The organism is Flavobacterium cupreum (assembly GCF_003996965.1).
Taxonomy (GTDB): domain Bacteria; phylum Bacteroidota; class Bacteroidia; order Flavobacteriales; family Flavobacteriaceae; genus Flavobacterium; species Flavobacterium cupreum.
Window position 1 is genome coordinate 55,646 of sequence record NZ_QWDM01000014.1, and the last position, 17,650, is coordinate 73,295.

At 35.2% G+C, this 17,650-nt stretch carries 17 protein-coding genes; 2 read left to right on the forward strand and 15 right to left on the reverse strand.

Features of this window, described 5'->3' with window-relative positions; genetic code table 11:
• Nucleotides 1-63 precede the first annotated feature (63 nt).
• Entirely contained in the window at nucleotides 64-1,608 is a 1,545-nt protein-coding gene (locus D0817_RS19095) for a hypothetical protein (protein WP_127339963.1), read from the forward strand.
• A 509-nt stretch (nucleotides 1,609-2,117) separates the two neighbouring features.
• Here D0817_RS19095 and D0817_RS19100 read toward each other — a convergent pair.
• Entirely contained in the window at nucleotides 2,118-3,773 is a 1,656-nt protein-coding gene (locus tag D0817_RS19100; RefSeq protein WP_127339964.1) for a M1 family metallopeptidase, read from the reverse strand.
• Nucleotides 3,774-3,951: 178 nt separating this feature from the next.
• Here D0817_RS19100 and D0817_RS19105 point away from each other — a divergent pair, with 178 nt between their 5' ends.
• A complete protein-coding gene (locus D0817_RS19105) occupies nucleotides 3,952-4,659 on the forward strand; it encodes a carbohydrate-binding family 9-like protein (protein WP_127339965.1) in 708 nt (235 codons plus the stop codon).
• A gap of 13 nt (nucleotides 4,660-4,672) precedes the next feature.
• On the opposite strand, the gene D0817_RS19110 is transcribed toward D0817_RS19105, so the two are convergent.
• The 14 genes from D0817_RS19110 to D0817_RS19175 all read right to left on the reverse strand — a co-directional run bounded on the left by D0817_RS19110 (nucleotide 4,673) and on the right by D0817_RS19175 (nucleotide 17,620).
• The gene (locus tag D0817_RS19110; RefSeq protein WP_127339966.1) at nucleotides 4,673-5,110 is read right to left on the reverse strand and encodes a hypothetical protein; all 438 of its coding nucleotides are present in this window, start codon (nucleotides 5,108-5,110) and stop codon (nucleotides 4,673-4,675) included.
• A 258-nt stretch (nucleotides 5,111-5,368) separates the two neighbouring features.
• On the reverse strand, nucleotides 5,369-5,974 hold the full coding sequence (locus D0817_RS19115; protein ID WP_127339967.1) for a hypothetical protein: 606 nt from the start codon (nucleotides 5,972-5,974) through the stop codon (nucleotides 5,369-5,371).
• A gap of 129 nt (nucleotides 5,975-6,103) precedes the next feature.
• Nucleotides 6,104-6,700 (reverse strand): bifunctional phosphoribosyl-AMP cyclohydrolase/phosphoribosyl-ATP diphosphatase HisIE, encoded by a 597-nt coding sequence (gene hisIE / locus D0817_RS19120; RefSeq protein ID WP_127339968.1) that lies wholly within the window; start codon nucleotides 6,698-6,700, stop codon nucleotides 6,104-6,106.
• A gap of 171 nt (nucleotides 6,701-6,871) precedes the next feature.
• Nucleotides 6,872-7,627: an imidazole glycerol phosphate synthase subunit HisF gene (hisF, locus tag D0817_RS19125; protein WP_127339969.1), complete on the reverse strand. Its 756-nt coding sequence runs from the start codon at nucleotides 7,625-7,627 to the stop codon at nucleotides 6,872-6,874.
• Nucleotides 7,628-7,821: 194 nt separating this feature from the next.
• Nucleotides 7,822-8,133 carry an NIPSNAP family protein gene (locus D0817_RS19130; protein ID WP_127339970.1) on the reverse strand — a complete coding sequence of 104 codons (312 nt, stop codon included), beginning with the start codon at nucleotides 8,131-8,133 and terminating at the stop codon, nucleotides 7,822-7,824.
• A 186-nt stretch (nucleotides 8,134-8,319) separates the two neighbouring features.
• Nucleotides 8,320-9,072 (reverse strand): 1-(5-phosphoribosyl)-5-[(5-phosphoribosylamino)methylideneamino]imidazole-4-carboxamide isomerase, encoded by a 753-nt coding sequence (hisA, locus tag D0817_RS19135; RefSeq protein ID WP_127339971.1) that lies wholly within the window; start codon nucleotides 9,070-9,072, stop codon nucleotides 8,320-8,322.
• 87 nt (nucleotides 9,073-9,159) lie between these two features.
• Nucleotides 9,160-9,753 (reverse strand): imidazole glycerol phosphate synthase subunit HisH, encoded by a 594-nt coding sequence (gene hisH, locus D0817_RS19140; protein ID WP_127339972.1) that lies wholly within the window; start codon nucleotides 9,751-9,753, stop codon nucleotides 9,160-9,162.
• 73 nt (nucleotides 9,754-9,826) lie between these two features.
• Nucleotides 9,827-10,177 (reverse strand): nuclear transport factor 2 family protein, encoded by a 351-nt coding sequence (locus D0817_RS19145; protein ID WP_127339973.1) that lies wholly within the window; start codon nucleotides 10,175-10,177, stop codon nucleotides 9,827-9,829.
• Nucleotides 10,178-10,368: 191 nt separating this feature from the next.
• Complete coding sequence (gene hisB / locus D0817_RS19150; protein ID WP_127339974.1) at nucleotides 10,369-11,505, reverse strand: bifunctional histidinol-phosphatase/imidazoleglycerol-phosphate dehydratase HisB; 1,137 nt, start codon at nucleotides 11,503-11,505, stop codon at nucleotides 10,369-10,371.
• A gap of 270 nt (nucleotides 11,506-11,775) precedes the next feature.
• Nucleotides 11,776-12,822 (reverse strand): histidinol-phosphate transaminase, encoded by a 1,047-nt coding sequence (gene hisC, locus D0817_RS19155; RefSeq protein WP_193555366.1) that lies wholly within the window; start codon nucleotides 12,820-12,822, stop codon nucleotides 11,776-11,778.
• A 172-nt stretch (nucleotides 12,823-12,994) separates the two neighbouring features.
• Complete coding sequence (hisD, locus tag D0817_RS19160) at nucleotides 12,995-14,278, reverse strand: histidinol dehydrogenase (RefSeq protein WP_127339976.1); 1,284 nt, start codon at nucleotides 14,276-14,278, stop codon at nucleotides 12,995-12,997.
• 107 nt (nucleotides 14,279-14,385) lie between these two features.
• Nucleotides 14,386-15,243 carry an ATP phosphoribosyltransferase gene (gene hisG, locus D0817_RS19165; protein ID WP_127339977.1) on the reverse strand — a complete coding sequence of 286 codons (858 nt, stop codon included), beginning with the start codon at nucleotides 15,241-15,243 and terminating at the stop codon, nucleotides 14,386-14,388.
• A 325-nt stretch (nucleotides 15,244-15,568) separates the two neighbouring features.
• On the reverse strand, nucleotides 15,569-16,951 hold the full coding sequence (locus tag D0817_RS19170; protein ID WP_127339978.1) for a sensor histidine kinase: 1,383 nt from the start codon (nucleotides 16,949-16,951) through the stop codon (nucleotides 15,569-15,571).
• 3 nt (nucleotides 16,952-16,954) lie between these two features.
• The gene (locus tag D0817_RS19175) at nucleotides 16,955-17,620 is read right to left on the reverse strand and encodes a response regulator transcription factor (RefSeq protein WP_127339979.1); all 666 of its coding nucleotides are present in this window, start codon (nucleotides 17,618-17,620) and stop codon (nucleotides 16,955-16,957) included.
• Between the last annotated feature and the right edge of the window lie 30 nt (nucleotides 17,621-17,650).

A 17,650-nucleotide genomic window follows, 5' to 3' on the forward strand; every position in this document is an offset into this window, starting at 1 on the left:
ATAAAACAATTTATACGCTATTAAACTACTAAAAACCAATAAGTTACATTATTATATTTTACAATGGCTAACCATCAAAAAGATTTCTTATTTGTTCTGATAAAATCGCTTTCAAAATCTGAAAAAAGACAGTTTAAAATTTTTGCAAGTCGTTTGGAGACGAGTTCAAATACAAAATTTATTGAATTGTTTAATATTTTGGATAAGTCTGAAAACTACGATGAAAAGCTTATCCTGAAGAGCGGAATTATTAAAAAAGTACAGTTATCTAACTTAAAATCATACCTGTATAAACAGATTCTGGTAAGCATACGATTAAATATTCCGAGTCAGAACATTCGATACCAGCTGCGGGAACAAATCGATTTTGCCGTTATTCTCTATAATAAAGGATTGTACAAACAGAGTTTGAAAATTCTGGACAAGACAAAAATCATTGCGCTGGAAAATGATGAAAAATATATGGCGTATGAGATTGTGGAATTCGAAAAACTAATAGAATCACAATATATTACCAGAAGTATTCAGGGCCGCGCCGACGAATTGGTGGTTCAGGCAAAGGAACTGAATTACCGCAATACGATTTCAAGCAAACTATCGAATTTATCGCTTCAGCTCTACGGAATCATGCTGAAAACAGGTTATGTAAAAAGTGATGAAGAGTACAAATATATAGATGACTATTTCAATAAACATATTTCAAAATTAGACGAAAGTAAATTTGGTTTTCGCGAGAAATACTGGTTCTATAATGCTAATCTGTGGAGAAGCTTCCTTGTTCAGGATTTTCTGGCAAGTTATAAATATGCTTACAAATGGGTTCGGTTATTTTATGATAATCCGAATATGATTATTCAGAATCCGGTATTTTTCCTAAAAGGCAATCATTACTTTCTGGAGTCTCTGTATATGCTGAAATACAAATCGAATTTCAAGAAATACCTAACGCTTCTGGAAGAAACGATTGAAGATCCTAAGTTTCCCGTAAACGATAACATTGCGTCGCTATCATTTCTGTACGTTTACAACAATAAGCTTAATTTGCACATTCTGGAAGGTACTTTTGCCGAGAGCGAATATTTGATTCCGGAGATTTTAGATAAAATAAAATTACACAGCGAACATCTGGATGAACATCACGAAATGTTGTTCTATTATAAGATTGCTTCTATTTATTTCGGAAATGAAAAGTATACGGAATGCATTCATTATTTAGATAAAATCATCAATAACAAGAACTTATCCATGCGTGAGGATTTAATGTGTTTTGCGAGACTACTGTCCCTCATTGCCCATTATGAACTTGGAAAGGATTATTACCTGGAAAATCACCTTAAAAACACGTACAAATTCCTGATTAAAATGAACGACTTACACGAAGTTCAAAAGGAAATCATCAAGTTTTTAAGAAACCTGAACAACTTATATCCGGCTGATATTAAAAAAGAATTTATTAAGATGAGGCTTCGTTTTATCGAACTGGAGAAAAACACTTACGAAAAAAGGGCTTTCCTCTACCTCGATATTATTTCCTGGCTGGAAAGTAAAATTGAGAACCGAAAAATTGCTGATATTATCAGGGAAAAGGCAAAATTGAATAGCCGCTAGGAGTTTGAAATTCCAATATTAAAAAATGCCAAATTCCAAAACATAAGAAACCCGACAGGTTTTAAAAACCTGTCGGGTTTAATTTCCGCACTTATTCCCATCCTGATTTAAAAGTTCCCGGTTCAACCAAATAGTTTCCTTGATTATCGTATAAAAAAGCTCCAAAAACTCCCGCAGATTTTGCAGATCAGGGAGATTAAAAAAAGTCTGCCGAATCTGCAAAATCCGCGGGACAAATATTTTCTGCTTTTGGACAACAGTAAACCCGACAGGTTTTTTAAAACCTGTCGGGTTTTATTTTTAATATATTCAGTACATAATCACCCGGCTGCGTCCAGCTCCCTGCGAAGATTTCTCCTTCGTCTAAATGACATACTTTGGGTACATAAAGTTTATATACAACAAACCCGACAGGTTTTAAAAAACCTGTCGGGTTTCGTTTTCAGAACATAAGACCTCCCAATAATTGGAATTTGGAATTTCACAAAATTGGAATTTATACTTAAATGTTATTCCACAATATTAGAAGCCGTTACATAAAAGTTTTTATCCACTTCTAAAGTTCTGTTTTCATTCGTGGTTTTTGCTGATTGCCACTCTGTTGTTGGCTTTAACCAGGTTTCGATACCATTGATTTTAACTTTTACCGGCATATCAAAATTGGTCACACAATTGGTCCAGTGGTACCCTAAAGTTCCGTTTTTAAACATATATTCAAAAACCGGAATCTGAGTGGTCGTTAAATACTGTGCAAAAACCCTGTTGAAATTAATTCCTGCCTGGGTATTGATGTACTCCTGAATTTGCTTAGAAGTTACAGTCTGATGATAAAAAGTACTGTTTAAACCTCTTAAAATCGATTTCCATTTGGCATCGTCGTTAATCACCTGACGAATGGAATGCAGCATATTGGCTCCTTTTGGATACATATCGCCGGAACCTTCATTGTTTACATCGTAATTTCCAATAACCGGTTTATCATTTTGAATTCCGTTTCTGCAACCGATAACATATTCTGCACCGGCTTCTTTTCCATAATAATACTCCACAAAAAGGCTTTCAGAATAGCTTGTAAAACTCTCGTGAATCCACATGTCTGCGATGTCTTTGTAGGTAATGTTGTTTGCAAACCATTCATGACCTGATTCGTGGATAATGATAAAATCGAATTTAAGTCCCCAGCCTGTTCCGCTTAAATCACGGCCTAAATAACCATTTTTATAACCATTCCCGTACGTTACACAACTTTGGTGCTCCATTCCCAAATAAGGAGCTTCGACCAATTTATAACTGTCTTCGTAAAACGGATACGGTCCGAACCAGTTTTCAAAAGCTTTCAGCATTCTTGGAGCATCTTTGAACTGTTCTTTAGCTTTATCAAGATTATCTCTCAATACGTAATAATTACAATCTAAATCGCCTTTTTCTCCTTTGTATTTCTCAGAAAAATTAACGTAATCACCAATATTAATGTTTACACCATAATTATTGATCGGATTCGAAACATACCAATTGAAGGTTTTAGTACCGTCTTTTTCTTTTTTCACGCTTTGTAATCTTCCATTAGAAACATCGGTCAGATCGCCTGGAACATTGACGCTTATCAGCATATTCTCGACTTCATCGTACATATGGTCTTTGTTTGGCCACCAGACACTTGCGCCAAGACCCTGACAGGATGAGGCAATAAAATCTTTCCCGTTTTTATCTTTTTTCCAGGTAATTCCTCCATCCCATGGTGGTTTTACAGCTTCTTTAGGTTTTCCGCCGAAAGAAATTACAATCTCCTTGGTTTCTCCTACTTTTTGGGCGGCAGTAAGTTCAATAAAAAAAACATTTCCTTCCCTTACAAATTTTTGTTCTTTTCCGTTCTGGGTTACTTTATAAATCTGCATCGGTTCCTGCAAATCGATCTGCATTTTATTGTTAGCAGATAAAACAGTATAACGAACGGTATTGGATCCTGTTATCGTTTTTTCGGAAGGATTTACTTTCACATTCAGGTGATAGTATTTTAAATCCCACCAGGCTCTTTCCTTTGTAATGCTTCCGCGCAACGTATCCTGATGTGTAAAAACCGTTTCGGACTTATTTAAAAGTCCTTGTGCGTTGGCCGTAAAACCCAACATAGAGGCGATAAAAGCCCCGGCAAAGTATTTTTTCATACGAAGTAAATATTTTCTTTTAATCGAAATAAAGAAGGCCTTTCAACCCGCTTATGCTTCAACAAATGTAAACATTCGAATCAAGTTTTAAATGATTTTATATGGTGCAATCAGAAAAATTAATGTTAAATTCATTTATTCTTCTGTATTTTAGCCCTTCAAAATAGTTCTGTTACTTATGAAAATCAATACAATTGTCGGTCTTTTAGGTGTAATGCTGTCTCTGACGGCTTATTCGCAGAGCATTCACATTCCTAAAATAGCGGAAAAACTCACGATAGACGGCGATTTATCAGATTGGAAAACTTCTTTTTCAGGCGCGTTTGTCATTCATAATTCCGGAGCAAAAGCTACTCAGCATACTTTTGTTTCACTTTCGTGGAATGAAGAAAACCTGTATGTCGCCTATCGTTCAATAGATTCTCAAATAGTTGGAAAACCTCAGAGCAAAGATTCTGAAATCTATAAAACAGATGATTTAGTTGAAATTTTTATTGATCCGGACGGAGACGGTCAAAATTACATTGAAATTGGCGTAAATGCATTCTCAACGAATTATGATATGCTTATAAAATGTATCTCTCCCGAATGCGGTGGCTGGAAAACGGCTTCAGGTTTTGATATTCCAGGACTGGAAACGGTGAGTAAAATAACTTCGGAAGGTTTCTGCACTGAAATCAAAATTCCATTTTCGGTTCTGGAAAAAATCCAAAACGGCCATTTTTCGAAGCCAAAAAACGGAACAAAGTGGATAGCCAATGTTTTTAGGATTGATTACGGTAACAAAACCGAATATCTTGCCTTACAATCTTATAAAAGTTTGAAATTTGGGTTTCATCAGCCGGAAGAATTTGCGGTTTTTGAGTTTGTGGAGCGAGAGAAATAGTCTTCGAGTATTATTATAAATTTAATTCGGTTTCTATTTTTTTGACTAAATTATGCATTTTAATACCTTTACTTAAACAAAAAGCCAAAATACCTAAAGGAGCAATTAACGAACCATGGAAACCGGGAGTAATTAATATCAAACATACATTCATAACTAAAAGAAAAATACTTACAATTATAGTTGATATAGATGATTCTTCCAATATATTTCTTTCAGTAATTGTTACTTTTCTAATTTTAGCATGAAGATAATTATAATCAATTTGAGACTCTGACAACAAATCTTTTATAATTTCAAAATTATCTATTGTATAAAATAATTTTTTTTTACTTTCAAACTTCCCATATGTCAAAACATGATTTAAAAAATCTTCAGAGAGTAAAAGTAATTCTTCATCACTAAATATTTCATCATTCAAATACTTTGCTTTAATGATTTCAATGTCCATATTCCTGCTTTTTTTTGCAAATATGGGAAATCTATTAAGTAAGAATTTTAAAAAGGAATAAGGGATAAGGTACTGTAATAATTGGTCAAATTAAATTAATAAATGGTATTTATCGTGAGTAAAAAAGACGAAAATGGTAGTGAAATAGATTTTAGTTCTTTGTTTAATTGTAACTAATATGTCAGACTGAGAGAAGTCGAAGTCCTCAAAAGCAATTTAAAAAACTTAATTTAAGGGTTATGACGTAGTTTTTTGTATTCAATTGAGAAACTGTGGTATCAAATTAAATGTGACTTCAGAATAAGGTACATCATTACCAACTAAAAATTTAAACACCCTATTACTTTCTTTCATTTTATAGATTTCAAATACAGACTTATTTGACTCTATATGAATATTTTGTAAAAACCGATCATTTAAATCTCCATAAACTTTATAAGTTTGTAAAAACATAGAAATTCCTTCTTTTAAAACTGTAGGATTAGTAAACTCTTTTGGAAGAAATATATTTATAAAAGAGTCATTGTCTATGTATATCTCTCCAGTACTATCATTAATTGCGCTAAAATTACCATTAGGTGATTTTTCTAAAAACAAAATTAATCTCTGACCAGTTTTTAGCTCTTTAATTCTTGGATCACAAATCCATTCCTTCCAGATTGAAACCTTAATTATCAAAGGTGATTTTCCTTTTACAAACTGTTTTATTATAAATTCGTATTGATTTTTTGAAACTTTAGAAATTATTCCATCAACAATTAAATCTGCTTTTGCAATAACAATTGAATATGGTAATTCATGTTTTTTAAAAGCGTAATTAAAACTTGTATTCACCAACATCAACAAACAGATATACAACTTCATAAATGAATAATTAGAGATCTTAAAAATACTTTTTTTTTCAAATATTATACACAAAAAATTGCATTATGTTTTAAACTTTAATAGTTATAACCCACAATGCTATTTTATTTTCTTGTCTTAAAAACTAAACTACTTCTGACGTTTTTTCAGCACATCAACCACATCATTCAGCTGAAAACCTTTGGCCTGCAATAAAATCAGGTAATGAAAAAGCAAATCGGCGCTTTCACTCAGAAACAGGTCATCGTTATCGTCTTTGGCTTCAATGACTACTTCTACCGCTTCTTCGCCTACTTTTTGGGCGATTTTGTTGATGCCTTTTTCGAATAAGGAAGCTACATAACTTTTCTCTGAATCTGCATTTTCCCTGCGGATTGCTATTGTTTTTTCTAACTCAGAAATGAAACCGTAATTTTCCTTATTGTCTTCCTGCCAGCACGTATCCGCTCCGGTGTGACACGTTGGCCCAACAGGTTTCGCCTGAATCAGAAGTGTATCGCCATCGCAGTCGTTTTTAATATCCACCAGGTTCAAAAAGTTACCACTCTCCTCGCCTTTTGTCCAAAGCCTTTGTTTGGAACGGCTGAAAAAAGTTACTTTTTGTGTTTCTATTGTTTTTTGAAGCGATTCTTCGTTCATATACCCCAGCATCAAAACATTTTTTGTTTCTGAATCCTGAATAATTGCCGGAATTAATCCGTGGGCACTTTTTATATCTATGTTCATTTTTATTTTTTATTTTAGAGTTCAGATTTTAGATTGCTGCGCTCTGTTGTTGTTGTTTTTAATTAGAGTCAAGAGCCAAGATTAAAGAGCCAAGAGTTGTATTCTCTTTCCCCTCTTTTCTTTCCCTTATTTTCTTTCCTCTATTCTCTTTATTCTATTCTCTTTCCCTCTCTACAGTCTAACCTCAATATCATTCTTCCGTAATTCTTCTTTCAAAGCTTTGATTTCGATCTCTTTAAAGTGAAAAACACTCGCAGCCAGCGCGGCATCAGCTTTTCCAACTTTAAATGAATCCACAAAATGCTGTATGTTTCCTGCACCTCCGGAAGCAATTATCGGAATATTGACCAGTTCTGACAATTTAGCCAAAGCTTCATCTGCAAAACCGTTTTTAGTCCCGTCATTATCCATTGAAGTGAATAAAATCTCTCCCGCACCGCGTTCAGCGACTTCTACTGCCCAATCGAAGAGGTTTAGTTCTGTTGGTACTTTTCCTCCCACTAAATGTACGATCCATTGGCCGTTAATTTGCTTGGCATCGATGGCCACCACAACACACTGGCTTCCGAATTTCTGGGCTAAATCATTGATCAGCTGCGGATTTTTGACTGCCGATGAATTGATTGAAACCTTGTCGGCTCCGTTATTCAAAAGGATTTCAACGTCCTCTACAGACGAAATTCCACCTCCGACCGTAAACGGAATATTGATTTTTTCAGCGACACGTCGCACCATGTTGACCAATGTTTTTCTGCGTTCTTCGGTAGCTGAAATATCGAGGAAAACCAATTCATCGGCGCCTTCAGCCGAGTAAATTTCCGCCAGTTCTACCGGATCTCCGGCATCGCGCAGGTCCACAAAATTAACACCTTTAACGGTTCTACCGTTTTTGATATCAAGGCAGGGTATGATTCTTTTTGCTAACATTATTTTAATGTGTTAATGGGAAAATTAGAGAATTAGACAATTAGAAAATTTCTGCACAACGCTAAAAATTATCTAATTTTCTAATTGACATATTATCTATTATTTTTAATGTGCTAATGAGAAAATTTGATAATTGGATAATTTTCACACAATCCTAAAAATTATCTAATTTTCTAATTGACATATTATCTAATTTATTTAAATACCGGACGCAAAAACGTTCTTTCATAACTTATGATACATCTTGTATCTTCGGCAATTTTAAAAGCTTCCACACATTCTTTATCGTCTTTTGAGAACATCTTTTTTCTGTAATTTTCATAATCCGTTAAACTTGGAAAAGAAAATAAAGCATAAGCAATATTATTGGCTCCTTCCGAAGGCATAAAATAACCGTGATGCTGACCTCCTAAGCGATTTACAATTTTGATCCATCGCTTGCTGTAGTCTTCAAAAGCCTCTAATTGATAAGGGTCTATAATGTATTTTAAGTGACAAGTTATCATTATTTTTAATGTTTTTTTAATTAGAAAATTAGAGAATTTGATAATTTAGATAATTTCAGCGTAATGCAAAAAAAAATTATCTAATTATCTAATTGACATATTTTCTAATTATTTTTAATGTGTTAATGAGAGAATTTGATAATTAGATAATTTCAGCGTAATGCAAAAAATTATCTAATTGACATATTATCTAATTATAAAATTCTCCAGTTGTTTCAGGCTAATTCTGCCTTCGTAAATTGCTTTCCCGATTATCGTTCCTTCACAGCCTAATTCGGCTAATTTAGGCAATTCATCGAAAGTTGAAATTCCGCCGGACGCGATTAGTCTGACTTTTTTGGTGATTGTTTTATCGTCTGTAATTATTGTAGCCTGATCTAAAATCTTTTCATACAAATCGAAACTTGGACCTTCCAGCATTCCGTCTTTTGCAATGTCAGTACAAATAACATACTGAATTCCTTTATTCATGTATTCCTTAATAAACGGGATCAAATCTTCGTCTGAATCTTCTAACCAGCCTGAAATAGCTACTTTTTCCTCTTTGGCGTCAGCACCCAAAATAATTTTATCTGAGCCATATTCTGCTATCCATTTTTCGAAAATGGTCCTGTTTTTTACGGCAATACTTCCGCCCGTGATTTGGCTTGCACCGCTTTCAAAAGCAATTCTTAAATCGTCATCTGATTTTAAACCGCCTCCAAAATCAATTTGCAAGCTTGTTTGCGTCGCTATTTGTTCCAGAATTTTATAATTGACAATTTTACTCGATTTTGCACCGTCCAGATCCACTAAATGAAGGTATTCGATTCCGTGTGCTTCAAATGATTTTGCTACTTCAAGCGGGTTTTCATTGTAAATAATCTTGGTGTTATAATCTCCTTTTGACAAGCGGACACATTTTCCGTCAATGATATCTATGGCCGGTATTATTCTCATGTTTTGCTATTTTAGAATTCAGATTTTAGATTTTAGATTTTTCTGAATTTGATATTTTGATTGAATTTAGACTTGAAATTTTGATTTTTAAGTATTGGAATTTAATTTTAGAAAGTTCTCCAGTATTTTCTCCCCGACAGCCCCGCTTTTTTCCGGATGAAACTGCGTTCCGTAAAAATTATCTTTTTGCAAAGCCGATGCGTATTCCAGCTCATAATTGGTTGTCGCAATGGCTTCATCGCAGTTCGGGGCGTAAAAACTGTGTACTAAATACATAAATTCATTTTCGGGAATGTCCTTAAATATATCTGATTTTAAATTATAAATCTGATTCCAGCCCATTTGTGGCACTTTTACAGTTGGCGTAAATTTAATCACATCCACATCAAAAATTCCCAGACCTTTGGTATTTCCTTCTTCAGAAGATTTGCACATCAACTGCATTCCCAGGCAAATGCCCAAAACAGGTTGTTTCAAATTCGGAATCAAACTGTCCAGACCGCTTTCAGTCAGTTTTTTCATGGCAGAGCTTGCCTCGCCAACTCCGGGGAAAATTACCTTATCTGCCGTCTGGATTTCTTGTGGATTATTGCTCAAAACAGCCTTAAAACCCAATCGTTCAATCGCAAACATAATGCTTTGAATATTTCCTGCTCCGTAATTTATGATTACTATTTTCAATTTATTTAGATTTTGGATTTAGATTTTAGATTCAAAGTCTAAAAGCTAAAACGATATAATTAATGCTTTTTCTTTACAAATCGGTATAATGGGCGATCATCCTGTTTACCAGTCCGTTTTCATTAAAAAACATGACTTCGATAGCCATTTTGTTCATCACTGATTTGTAATAAAGTGCCACAGAGTCCACTCCTGATGTCACTTCTTTCAATTCAAAATACAAATCCGGAATTTTCTGTAACGCTTTCTCCCAATACCCCCTTACCTGTTCTTTTCCCTGCAGCGAACCACTCTCAATTCCTCCCGCGAGTTTTATCATCGGTGTCGTGATTTCGATATCTTCTGAATAATGTTTCATGATCTCTTCTAAATCATGCGAATTCCAGGATTTAATCCATTGTTCTGCAAATTTTTTGGCTTCCATTTTTTTTTTGTTTCAGGTTTCATGTTTTAGGTTTCAGGTTGCTTTTTTTTTGAACATAGTTTAAACGCAGGGCGTGCTGAGTTTTTCGCGATGTTCGCAAGGAATAACCTGGTGTTCGTTCGTAGCGTTACTTTTGTGAACTTTGCGGTTACGTACACAACGCAAGAAAACCTGAAACCTGAAACTTTTTTTTACAACATGCCTTTCGTTGAAGGTAAAATCATCTTTTCTGTATCTCTTTTTACGGCTACTTTTATTGCTTTGGCGAAAGCTTTAAAAATTGCCTCAATTTTGTGGTGTTCGTTGGTTCCTTCCGCCTTTATATTGATATTGGCTTTGGCGCCGTCTGAGAATGATTTAAAAAAATGATAAAACATCTCTGTTGGCATTTTACCGACCATTTCACGTTTGAATTCGGTTTCCCAAACCAGCCAGTTTCTTCCGCCAAAATCAATTGCCACTTGTGCCAGACAATCGTCCATTGGAAGGCAGAAACCATAACGTTCAATTCCTAATTTATTTCCTAACGCTTTTGCGAAAACTTCGCCCAGCGCAATGGCAGTATCTTCGATAGTATGGTGTTCATCGACTTCGAGATCCCCTTTTACACGAATTTCCAGATCCATTTGACCGTGACGCGAAATCTGGTCGAGCATGTGATCAAAAAAGGCAATTCCGGTTTCGATTTTACTTTTCCCTGTTCCGTCAAGGTTTAAATCGATAAAAATATCGGTTTCATTGGTTTTACGGGTTATTGACGCCGAACGGGCTTCTAATTTTAAGAACTCATAAATTCTTTTCCAGTCTGTTGTCTGCAGAATAACGGTTTCGTCTAATTCTTCACGTTTAGATGAAATTTCACTGCTTCCCGCTCCGTCGGTGGTATTCATGAAAATGGCTTTGGCTCCCAGGTTTTTCGCCAGTTCAACATCGGTTAAACGGTCTCCTAAAACAAAAGAATTTTCGAGATCATACTCCGGATTATTCAGATATTTGGTCAGCATTCCGGTTCTTGGCTTGCGTGTTGGCGCATTATCTTCGGGAAAAGACCGGTCTACAAAAATTTCATCAAACAAAACACCTTCGTTTTCAAAGGCTTTTAAAATAAAATTCTGTGTTGGCCAAAACGTGTCTTCCGGAAAACTATCGGTTCCCAGCCCGTCCTGATTGGTTACCATTGCCAGCTCGTAATCTAATTCACCGGCAATTTTAGACAGATACTGAAAGGCTTTTGGGTAAAATTCCAGTTTATCCAGACTGTCTAATTGTAAATTTTCAGGTTCTAAAACAATCGTTCCGTCACGATCGATAAAAAGTACTTTTTTCATATTTTAATTATATTTTGGGCGTGTCCCTCCGGGTCGGGCTTTCGGCTATGTCTTTTGTTTCGTTTCTCTTCACAAAAGGATACCGCCTCTATCCCTCACGCAAAACGGTTCTTGAGATATTTTTTCTTTACCACAAATTACACGAATTCTCACTAATTCAATTCGTGGTAATTCTTGTACTTTGTGGCTAAGAATCATTTAATGCTTTTAATTTTTGGCAAATAACTTAGCGTTGTTAGGGAATTCCCTGCAGCCTTTACGGCTAAACTTTTAATTCAGCAACTTCAATTCTTTAATCAAAACTGCATTTTCTTCCGGAATTCCAATGGTAAAACGGAGACAGTTTTCACATAAGGGCTGCGTTGTTCTGTTGCGAATTACGATTCCTTTGGCGATTAACTGATCATATCTTTTATTGGCATCGTCCACTTTTACCAGAACAAAATTAGCTTCTGTCGGATATACTTTTTTCACAAAAATTACTTCCAGTAATACTTTAAGTAATTCTTCTCTTTGCTCAATAATAGAAGTTATTTCCTCTTTTATTTTGTCTGAATCCTTCAAGCGTTCGATGGCTCTTTGCTGTGTAAGTTCGTTAACATTGTAAGGTGGTTTGATTTTGTTTAAAACCGAAATTACCGCTTCAGATGCATAACAAATTCCCAAACGAATTCCGGCGAGACCATAGGCTTTGGAGAGCGTTTGCGTAATCACCAGATTTGGATATTCGTCGATTTCTGTCAACCAGCTTTCTTTTTCTGAGAAATCAATATAGGCTTCATCAATAACCACCAGACCTTTAAAATTCTGAAGCAATGTCACGACGCTTTCATCTGAAAAAGAATTTCCGGTTGGATTATTGGGGGAGCATAAAAAAATGATTTTGGTGTTGTCATCAACAGCATCCAGTATTTTTTCTACCTGTGGCTGAAAATCTGCCGCAAGCAAAACCTCCCTGTTTTCTACCGCATTTATATTCGCGAGAACACTATACATTCCGTATGTTGGTGGTAAAGAAATAATATTATCTGTTTTTGGTTCGCAAAAAGCTCTGAAAAGTAAATCCAAAACTTCATCGCTTCCGTTTCCTAATAAAATATTACTCGATTTTACGCTATTATTTTTGGCTAAAATTGCTTTGACCGAGTTTTGCTGCGGATCCGGATAACGATTTACTCCATTCTGAAACGGATTTTCATTCGCATCCAGAAAAATCATGTCGGCAGTATCAAAATCCTCAAATTCATCACGCGCTGACGAATACGGTTTTAAAGATTTTACGTTTTCTCTAGTTATTGTATTTATGTCGAATTTCATTGTCTTAATTTTTGGAATAAAGAGTATAGAGCAAAGAATAAAGAGAATAGACTTCTCATTTTATCTTTAAATCTACATTCGTTACTCTACATTCTTTTTTCTTGATTCTACACTCTTTATTCTATACTCTTTATTCTATACTCTTTATTCTATACTCTTTATTCTAAACTCTTTATTCTAAACTCTTTAATCTCAGCGTTACAGCATTTTTATGCGCCTGCAAACCTTCGGCTTCGGCCATAGTTTCGATAGCTTTGCCAATGTTTTGGATTCCTTTTTCAGTTATTTTCTGGAACGTCATGGATTTCATAAAACTATCTAAGTTTACCCCGCTGTAATTTTTGGCGTATCCGTTTGTCGGCAACGTGTGATTGGTTCCTGACGCGTAATCTCCGGCGCTTTCAGGGGTATAATTCCCTATGAAGACAGAACCTGCATTCAATATTCCATTACAATAGAAATCATCATACTCCGAACAGATAATAAAGTGTTCGGGGCCGTAATCGTTGATTAGATCCAATGCTATCTGATCGTTTTCGACCCAGATTAATTTTGAATTTTCAATTGCTTTTTTAGCGATTGCTTTTCTTGGAAGTTCTTCCATCTGAATCTGAATTTCTTTTTCAACAGCATCAATTAGTTTTTTTGAAGTTGAAACTAAAATCACCTGGCTGTCTGTTCCGTGTTCTGCCTGTGATAATAAATCTGAGGCAACAAAAGCAGGAACAGCCGTGTTATCTGCCACAATTAACAATTCCGAAGGTCCGGCCGGCATGTCTATGGCAACACCAAACTGGGTTGCCAGTTGTTTCGCCACCGTAACAAACTGATTGCCGGGTCCAAAAATCTTATATACTTTCGGGATGGATGCTGTACCAAATGTCATTCCCGCAATCGCCTGAATTCCACCTACTTTTACTATTTTGGTGACACCGCATAAATTTGCAGCGTACAAAATGGCAGGATTAATTTTTCCTGTTTTATCCGGTGGAGAACAAAGGACTATTTCTTTACAACCTGCAATTGCAGCAGGAACTGCCAGCATCAGAACAGTAGAAAACAAAGGAGCGGTTCCGCCGGGAATGTACAAGCCAATTTTCTGAATTGGTCTTTTTTCCTGCCAGCAAATCACGCCTTCTGTAGTTTCTATTGAAATTCGCTCTGTTTTTTGCGCATTATGGAATTTATAAATATTATTTTTTGCCAATTGAATCGCTTCTTTCAGATCATCTGAAATCAAACTGATGGCTTCCTGAATTTCTTCATTGGAAACTTCATAATTGTCAAGGGAGATCCCGTCAAAAATGGAAGTGTATTTGGCGATAGCTTCATCTCCTTTTTTCTGCACTTCCCTGAAGATTTCCTTTACGGTAACCTCAATGTCATCTATCGTTTTGGTTGGTCGTTTTAGTATTTCAGACCAGGTTTCTGGTTTTGGATTGTCTATTTTATTCATTTTTATTTTGCTTTAAGCTATAAGCTGCAGGCTTTAAGCTTTATTAACTTTGTTTTTTTTTTATAAGCTTAAAGCATATTGCTTACAGCCTATAGCGGGCAAAGGCCCTAAAGAACCATTTTCTCAATTGGGCAAACCAAAATTCCTTCTGCTCCCACTTCTTTTAACTGATCGATTACATCCCAGAAAGTATCTTTATCGATTACGGAATGTACACTGCTCCAGCCTTCCTGAGCCAATGGCAGAACCGTTAAGCTTCTCAGCACCGGAAGAATTTTTCCAACGGCATCAATTTTGTCATTGGGAACGTTCATTAGGATATATTTTGAATTTCGGGCTCTTAAAACCGCCTGAATCCTGAATTTTAAAGTATCGATATGTTTTTGAATTTCCGGAGAGACTTTAGGAGAGACAGCGAGTACCGCTTCACTCTTTAAAATCACTTCCACTTCTTTCAGGTTGTTTTTGAATAATGTGCTGCCGCTGGAAACAATATCGACAATGGCATCTGCAAGGCCAATATTCGGAGCAATCTCAACAGAACCTGAAATCTGGTGAATATCAACTGTCAGTCCGAAAGAATTAAAATAGTCATTTACGGTGTTTGGATAGGAAGTCGCAATTCGCAAGCCAGCCAAATCCTGAATAGAATTGTATTCTAACGTTTTAGGCACAGCCACAGAGACTTTACATTTAGAAAACCCTAATTTCTGGATTACTTCTATGCCTTTTCCTTTTTCCACTAGTAAATTGTCGCCGACGATAGCCAGATCTACAACGCCATCAATTAAGTATTGCGGGATATCGGAATTTCTTAAATATAAAACTTCGAGGGGAAAATTGGAAGCTTCCGCTTTTAACTGGTCGATTCCGTTATTGATCGAAATTCCACAATCTTTTAGGATCTGGATGCTTTCTTCGTTTAGACGACCGGATTTTTGAATTGCAATTTTTAAAGTACTCATTTTTAGTTTTTGTTGAATTAATAGTCTGAGTACAAAGAATTGGAATTAAAAAACCCGCTTGATGTACTCAAACGGGTTTTAAAATATGATGATTTACATGCATACCATTAACACATCGCCTGAGAGCAATAATGAAAATGATGATGATGTAATTGAATAGAAATCATGACTTGGTTTGTTTTATAATTCTTTGATTCGTTTGCAAATATAGAGGATAATTTCACAAAAAAGCAATTTTTAATTTAACTTAACGATAGTTTATTGTTAAAAATAATTCGAAGTCTTGTTTTTACTTCTTTTTTTTAATGTACTACAACGATTGCAACTACTCGTCAAAACTTAAAAAAATCGTAGTTCCCTCGTCTATTTTACTTTCGATCTCAAACGAAATATGAAGCAGTTCCGTCAGGCGTTTTACAATTGACAATCCTAAGCCGGTTCCTTTTATTTCGGGGTGTCGCGAGAAGTCTGACCGGAAAAACGGATTAAAAATAGCTTCTATATCTTCTTTTGCAATTCCGATTCCGTTGTCTGAAATTTTGCATATTGTCTTTTCATTTTGATGGGACAATATAATAGAAACTTCACCATCCCTGTTTGTATATTTCAGAGCATTGGAAATGATGTTTCTTAAAATGGTTATGACAAGATAATTGTCTGAATTAATAAAATAATCCTCTCTGGCATCGAAATTTACCTTTATGTTTTTTGTCGCTATCTTATCGGAATTCAATTTAAGGACGTCCAAAATTAAAGCATTTAGATAGACAGACTCGTATTTAAGATCGGCTTTTTTATTTTCAAAACGAGCCATTAAAAGGAGCTGGTCTACCAGTATATTGAGGTGATCTACTTCTGCAATACAGAAATTAATTTTATCTTCATACTCCTTATTATCTCTTGGTTTACGAATCAAGACTTCAAGTGTTCCTTTAATAACAGTCAACGGCGTTCTTAACTCATGTGAAGCATCGGAAGTGAATTGTTTTTCTCTTTCAATCGCATCCTCAATCCGGTTTAATAAATTGTTGATCGTCTGGGACAGCGTGTATAACTCATCTTTAGTTTTTGGAAGCGGAATCCTTGTTTTAAGATTATCCCTGGTTACCATTTTTGAAGTGTTGGTAATGGCATTTATGGGTTTAATGCTACGGCCGGCAAAAAAACGGGCTATAAAAAATAATACTAAAAGAATTACCGGAAATGCCAGGCACATGATCTCAAATAAATTATTCAGCACCATACGGGAATTAGTAAGCGACATCCCAATAATCAGGTACCCAATGCTTTTTGATTTAATAAAAAGGGGAACCTGAACCTGACGTATAATATTATCTCCGATTTTAGTGTCAAATAATTCAAAATCTTCAACAGTATCGTGAAATGTCAGGGTTTCCGTTTTGAGGTTCGGCGACTTTTCTGTTATTTTTTTATTGTTATCCAAAAACTGGACAAAAACCGGATTTACATCAACAGTATTGTGTTCCCGCTCTTCCCACTCTTCTTTATCAACCAAAATTACAACGCCATTCAACTCTTTAATTTCTTCGAGATGGTTTTGAATTTCAACCTTAATATCTTCATCAATATGACTATAGACAGAATGTTTTACAATAGCATAGATTGTAAAGAAAACCACCAGAACCAACAGGCCGGTTGTGACAATATAATTTAAGGCAATTCTGTTTTTAAAGGAAAGTTGTACCATTTATTAATCATTGGCGATGTATCCTACACCGCGTATTGTTTTTATATAATCTTCTTCTATTTTCAGATTGAGTTTTTTTCGGATCGCATTCATAAAAACATCAATAACACCGGTATCATATTCAAAATTGATTTCCCAGACATCCTTTAAAATCTGATTTCTGGTACAAACTTTTCCTTTATTCCGAATCAGATAAGTCAGCAATTCAAACTCTCTTTGTGTAAGTGAAATATTTTCGTCATTTTTTAAGACGATATATTTTGACAAATCAATTTTAATGGTTCCAAGGGAAAGGATTTCAGTTGCTTTTCCTTTTCGGAAATGAATTTTAATCCTTTCTACCAGTTCTTCAAAACTGAATGGCTTTTTGATATAATCGTTTGCCCCCGCTTTCAGACCTTCAATGGTTTCCTGTACGGTATCTTTGGCTGTCAGGAATATAATCGGAGTCGTATGATCTTTGATCCTGATAGCTTTACATAATTCTAATCCATTGATCTTTGGCAGCATCCAGTCCAGCAAAATTAAATCAAATTGCTGATTTTGAATTAATTCAAAGCCCTTAGCACCATCATTTGCCGTGGTCACTTTGTAACCTTCTTCCTGTAGGCCCTGCTGCAAGAACTGAACAATGCCCAATTCGTCTTCCACTATTAAAATATGATGCATCTAATGATCTTTTTTAATTAAACCCTGAAA

Coding starts and splice junctions, on each gene's coding strand:
- D0817_RS19095 (WP_127339963.1), top strand. CDS start 64: ATGGCTAACCATCAAAAAGATTTCTTATTTGTTCTGATAAAATCGCTT.
- D0817_RS19100 (WP_127339964.1), bottom strand. CDS start 3,773: ATGAAAAAATACTTTGCCGGGGCTTTTATCGCCTCTATGTTGGGTTTT.
- D0817_RS19105 (WP_127339965.1), top strand. CDS start 3,952: ATGAAAATCAATACAATTGTCGGTCTTTTAGGTGTAATGCTGTCTCTG.
- D0817_RS19110 (WP_127339966.1), bottom strand. CDS start 5,110: ATGGACATTGAAATCATTAAAGCAAAGTATTTGAATGATGAAATATTT.
- D0817_RS19115 (WP_127339967.1), bottom strand. CDS start 5,974: ATGAAGTTGTATATCTGTTTGTTGATGTTGGTGAATACAAGTTTTAAT.
- hisIE (WP_127339968.1), bottom strand. CDS start 6,700: ATGAACATAGATATAAAAAGTGCCCACGGATTAATTCCGGCAATTATT.
- hisF (WP_127339969.1), bottom strand. CDS start 7,627: ATGTTAGCAAAAAGAATCATACCCTGCCTTGATATCAAAAACGGTAGA.
- D0817_RS19130 (WP_127339970.1), bottom strand. CDS start 8,133: ATGATAACTTGTCACTTAAAATACATTATAGACCCTTATCAATTAGAG.
- hisA (WP_127339971.1), bottom strand. CDS start 9,072: ATGAGAATAATACCGGCCATAGATATCATTGACGGAAAATGTGTCCGC.
- D0817_RS19145 (WP_127339973.1), bottom strand. CDS start 10,177: ATGGAAGCCAAAAAATTTGCAGAACAATGGATTAAATCCTGGAATTCG.
- hisB (WP_127339974.1), bottom strand. CDS start 11,505: ATGAAAAAAGTACTTTTTATCGATCGTGACGGAACGATTGTTTTAGAA.
- hisC (WP_193555366.1), bottom strand. CDS start 12,822: ATGAAATTCGACATAAATACAATAACTAGAGAAAACGTAAAATCTTTA.
- hisD (WP_127339976.1), bottom strand. CDS start 14,278: ATGAATAAAATAGACAATCCAAAACCAGAAACCTGGTCTGAAATACTA.
- hisG (WP_127339977.1), bottom strand. CDS start 15,243: ATGAGTACTTTAAAAATTGCAATTCAAAAATCCGGTCGTCTAAACGAA.
- D0817_RS19170 (WP_127339978.1), bottom strand. CDS start 16,951: ATGGTACAACTTTCCTTTAAAAACAGAATTGCCTTAAATTATATTGTC.
- D0817_RS19175 (WP_127339979.1), bottom strand. CDS start 17,620: ATGCATCATATTTTAATAGTGGAAGACGAATTGGGCATTGTTCAGTTC.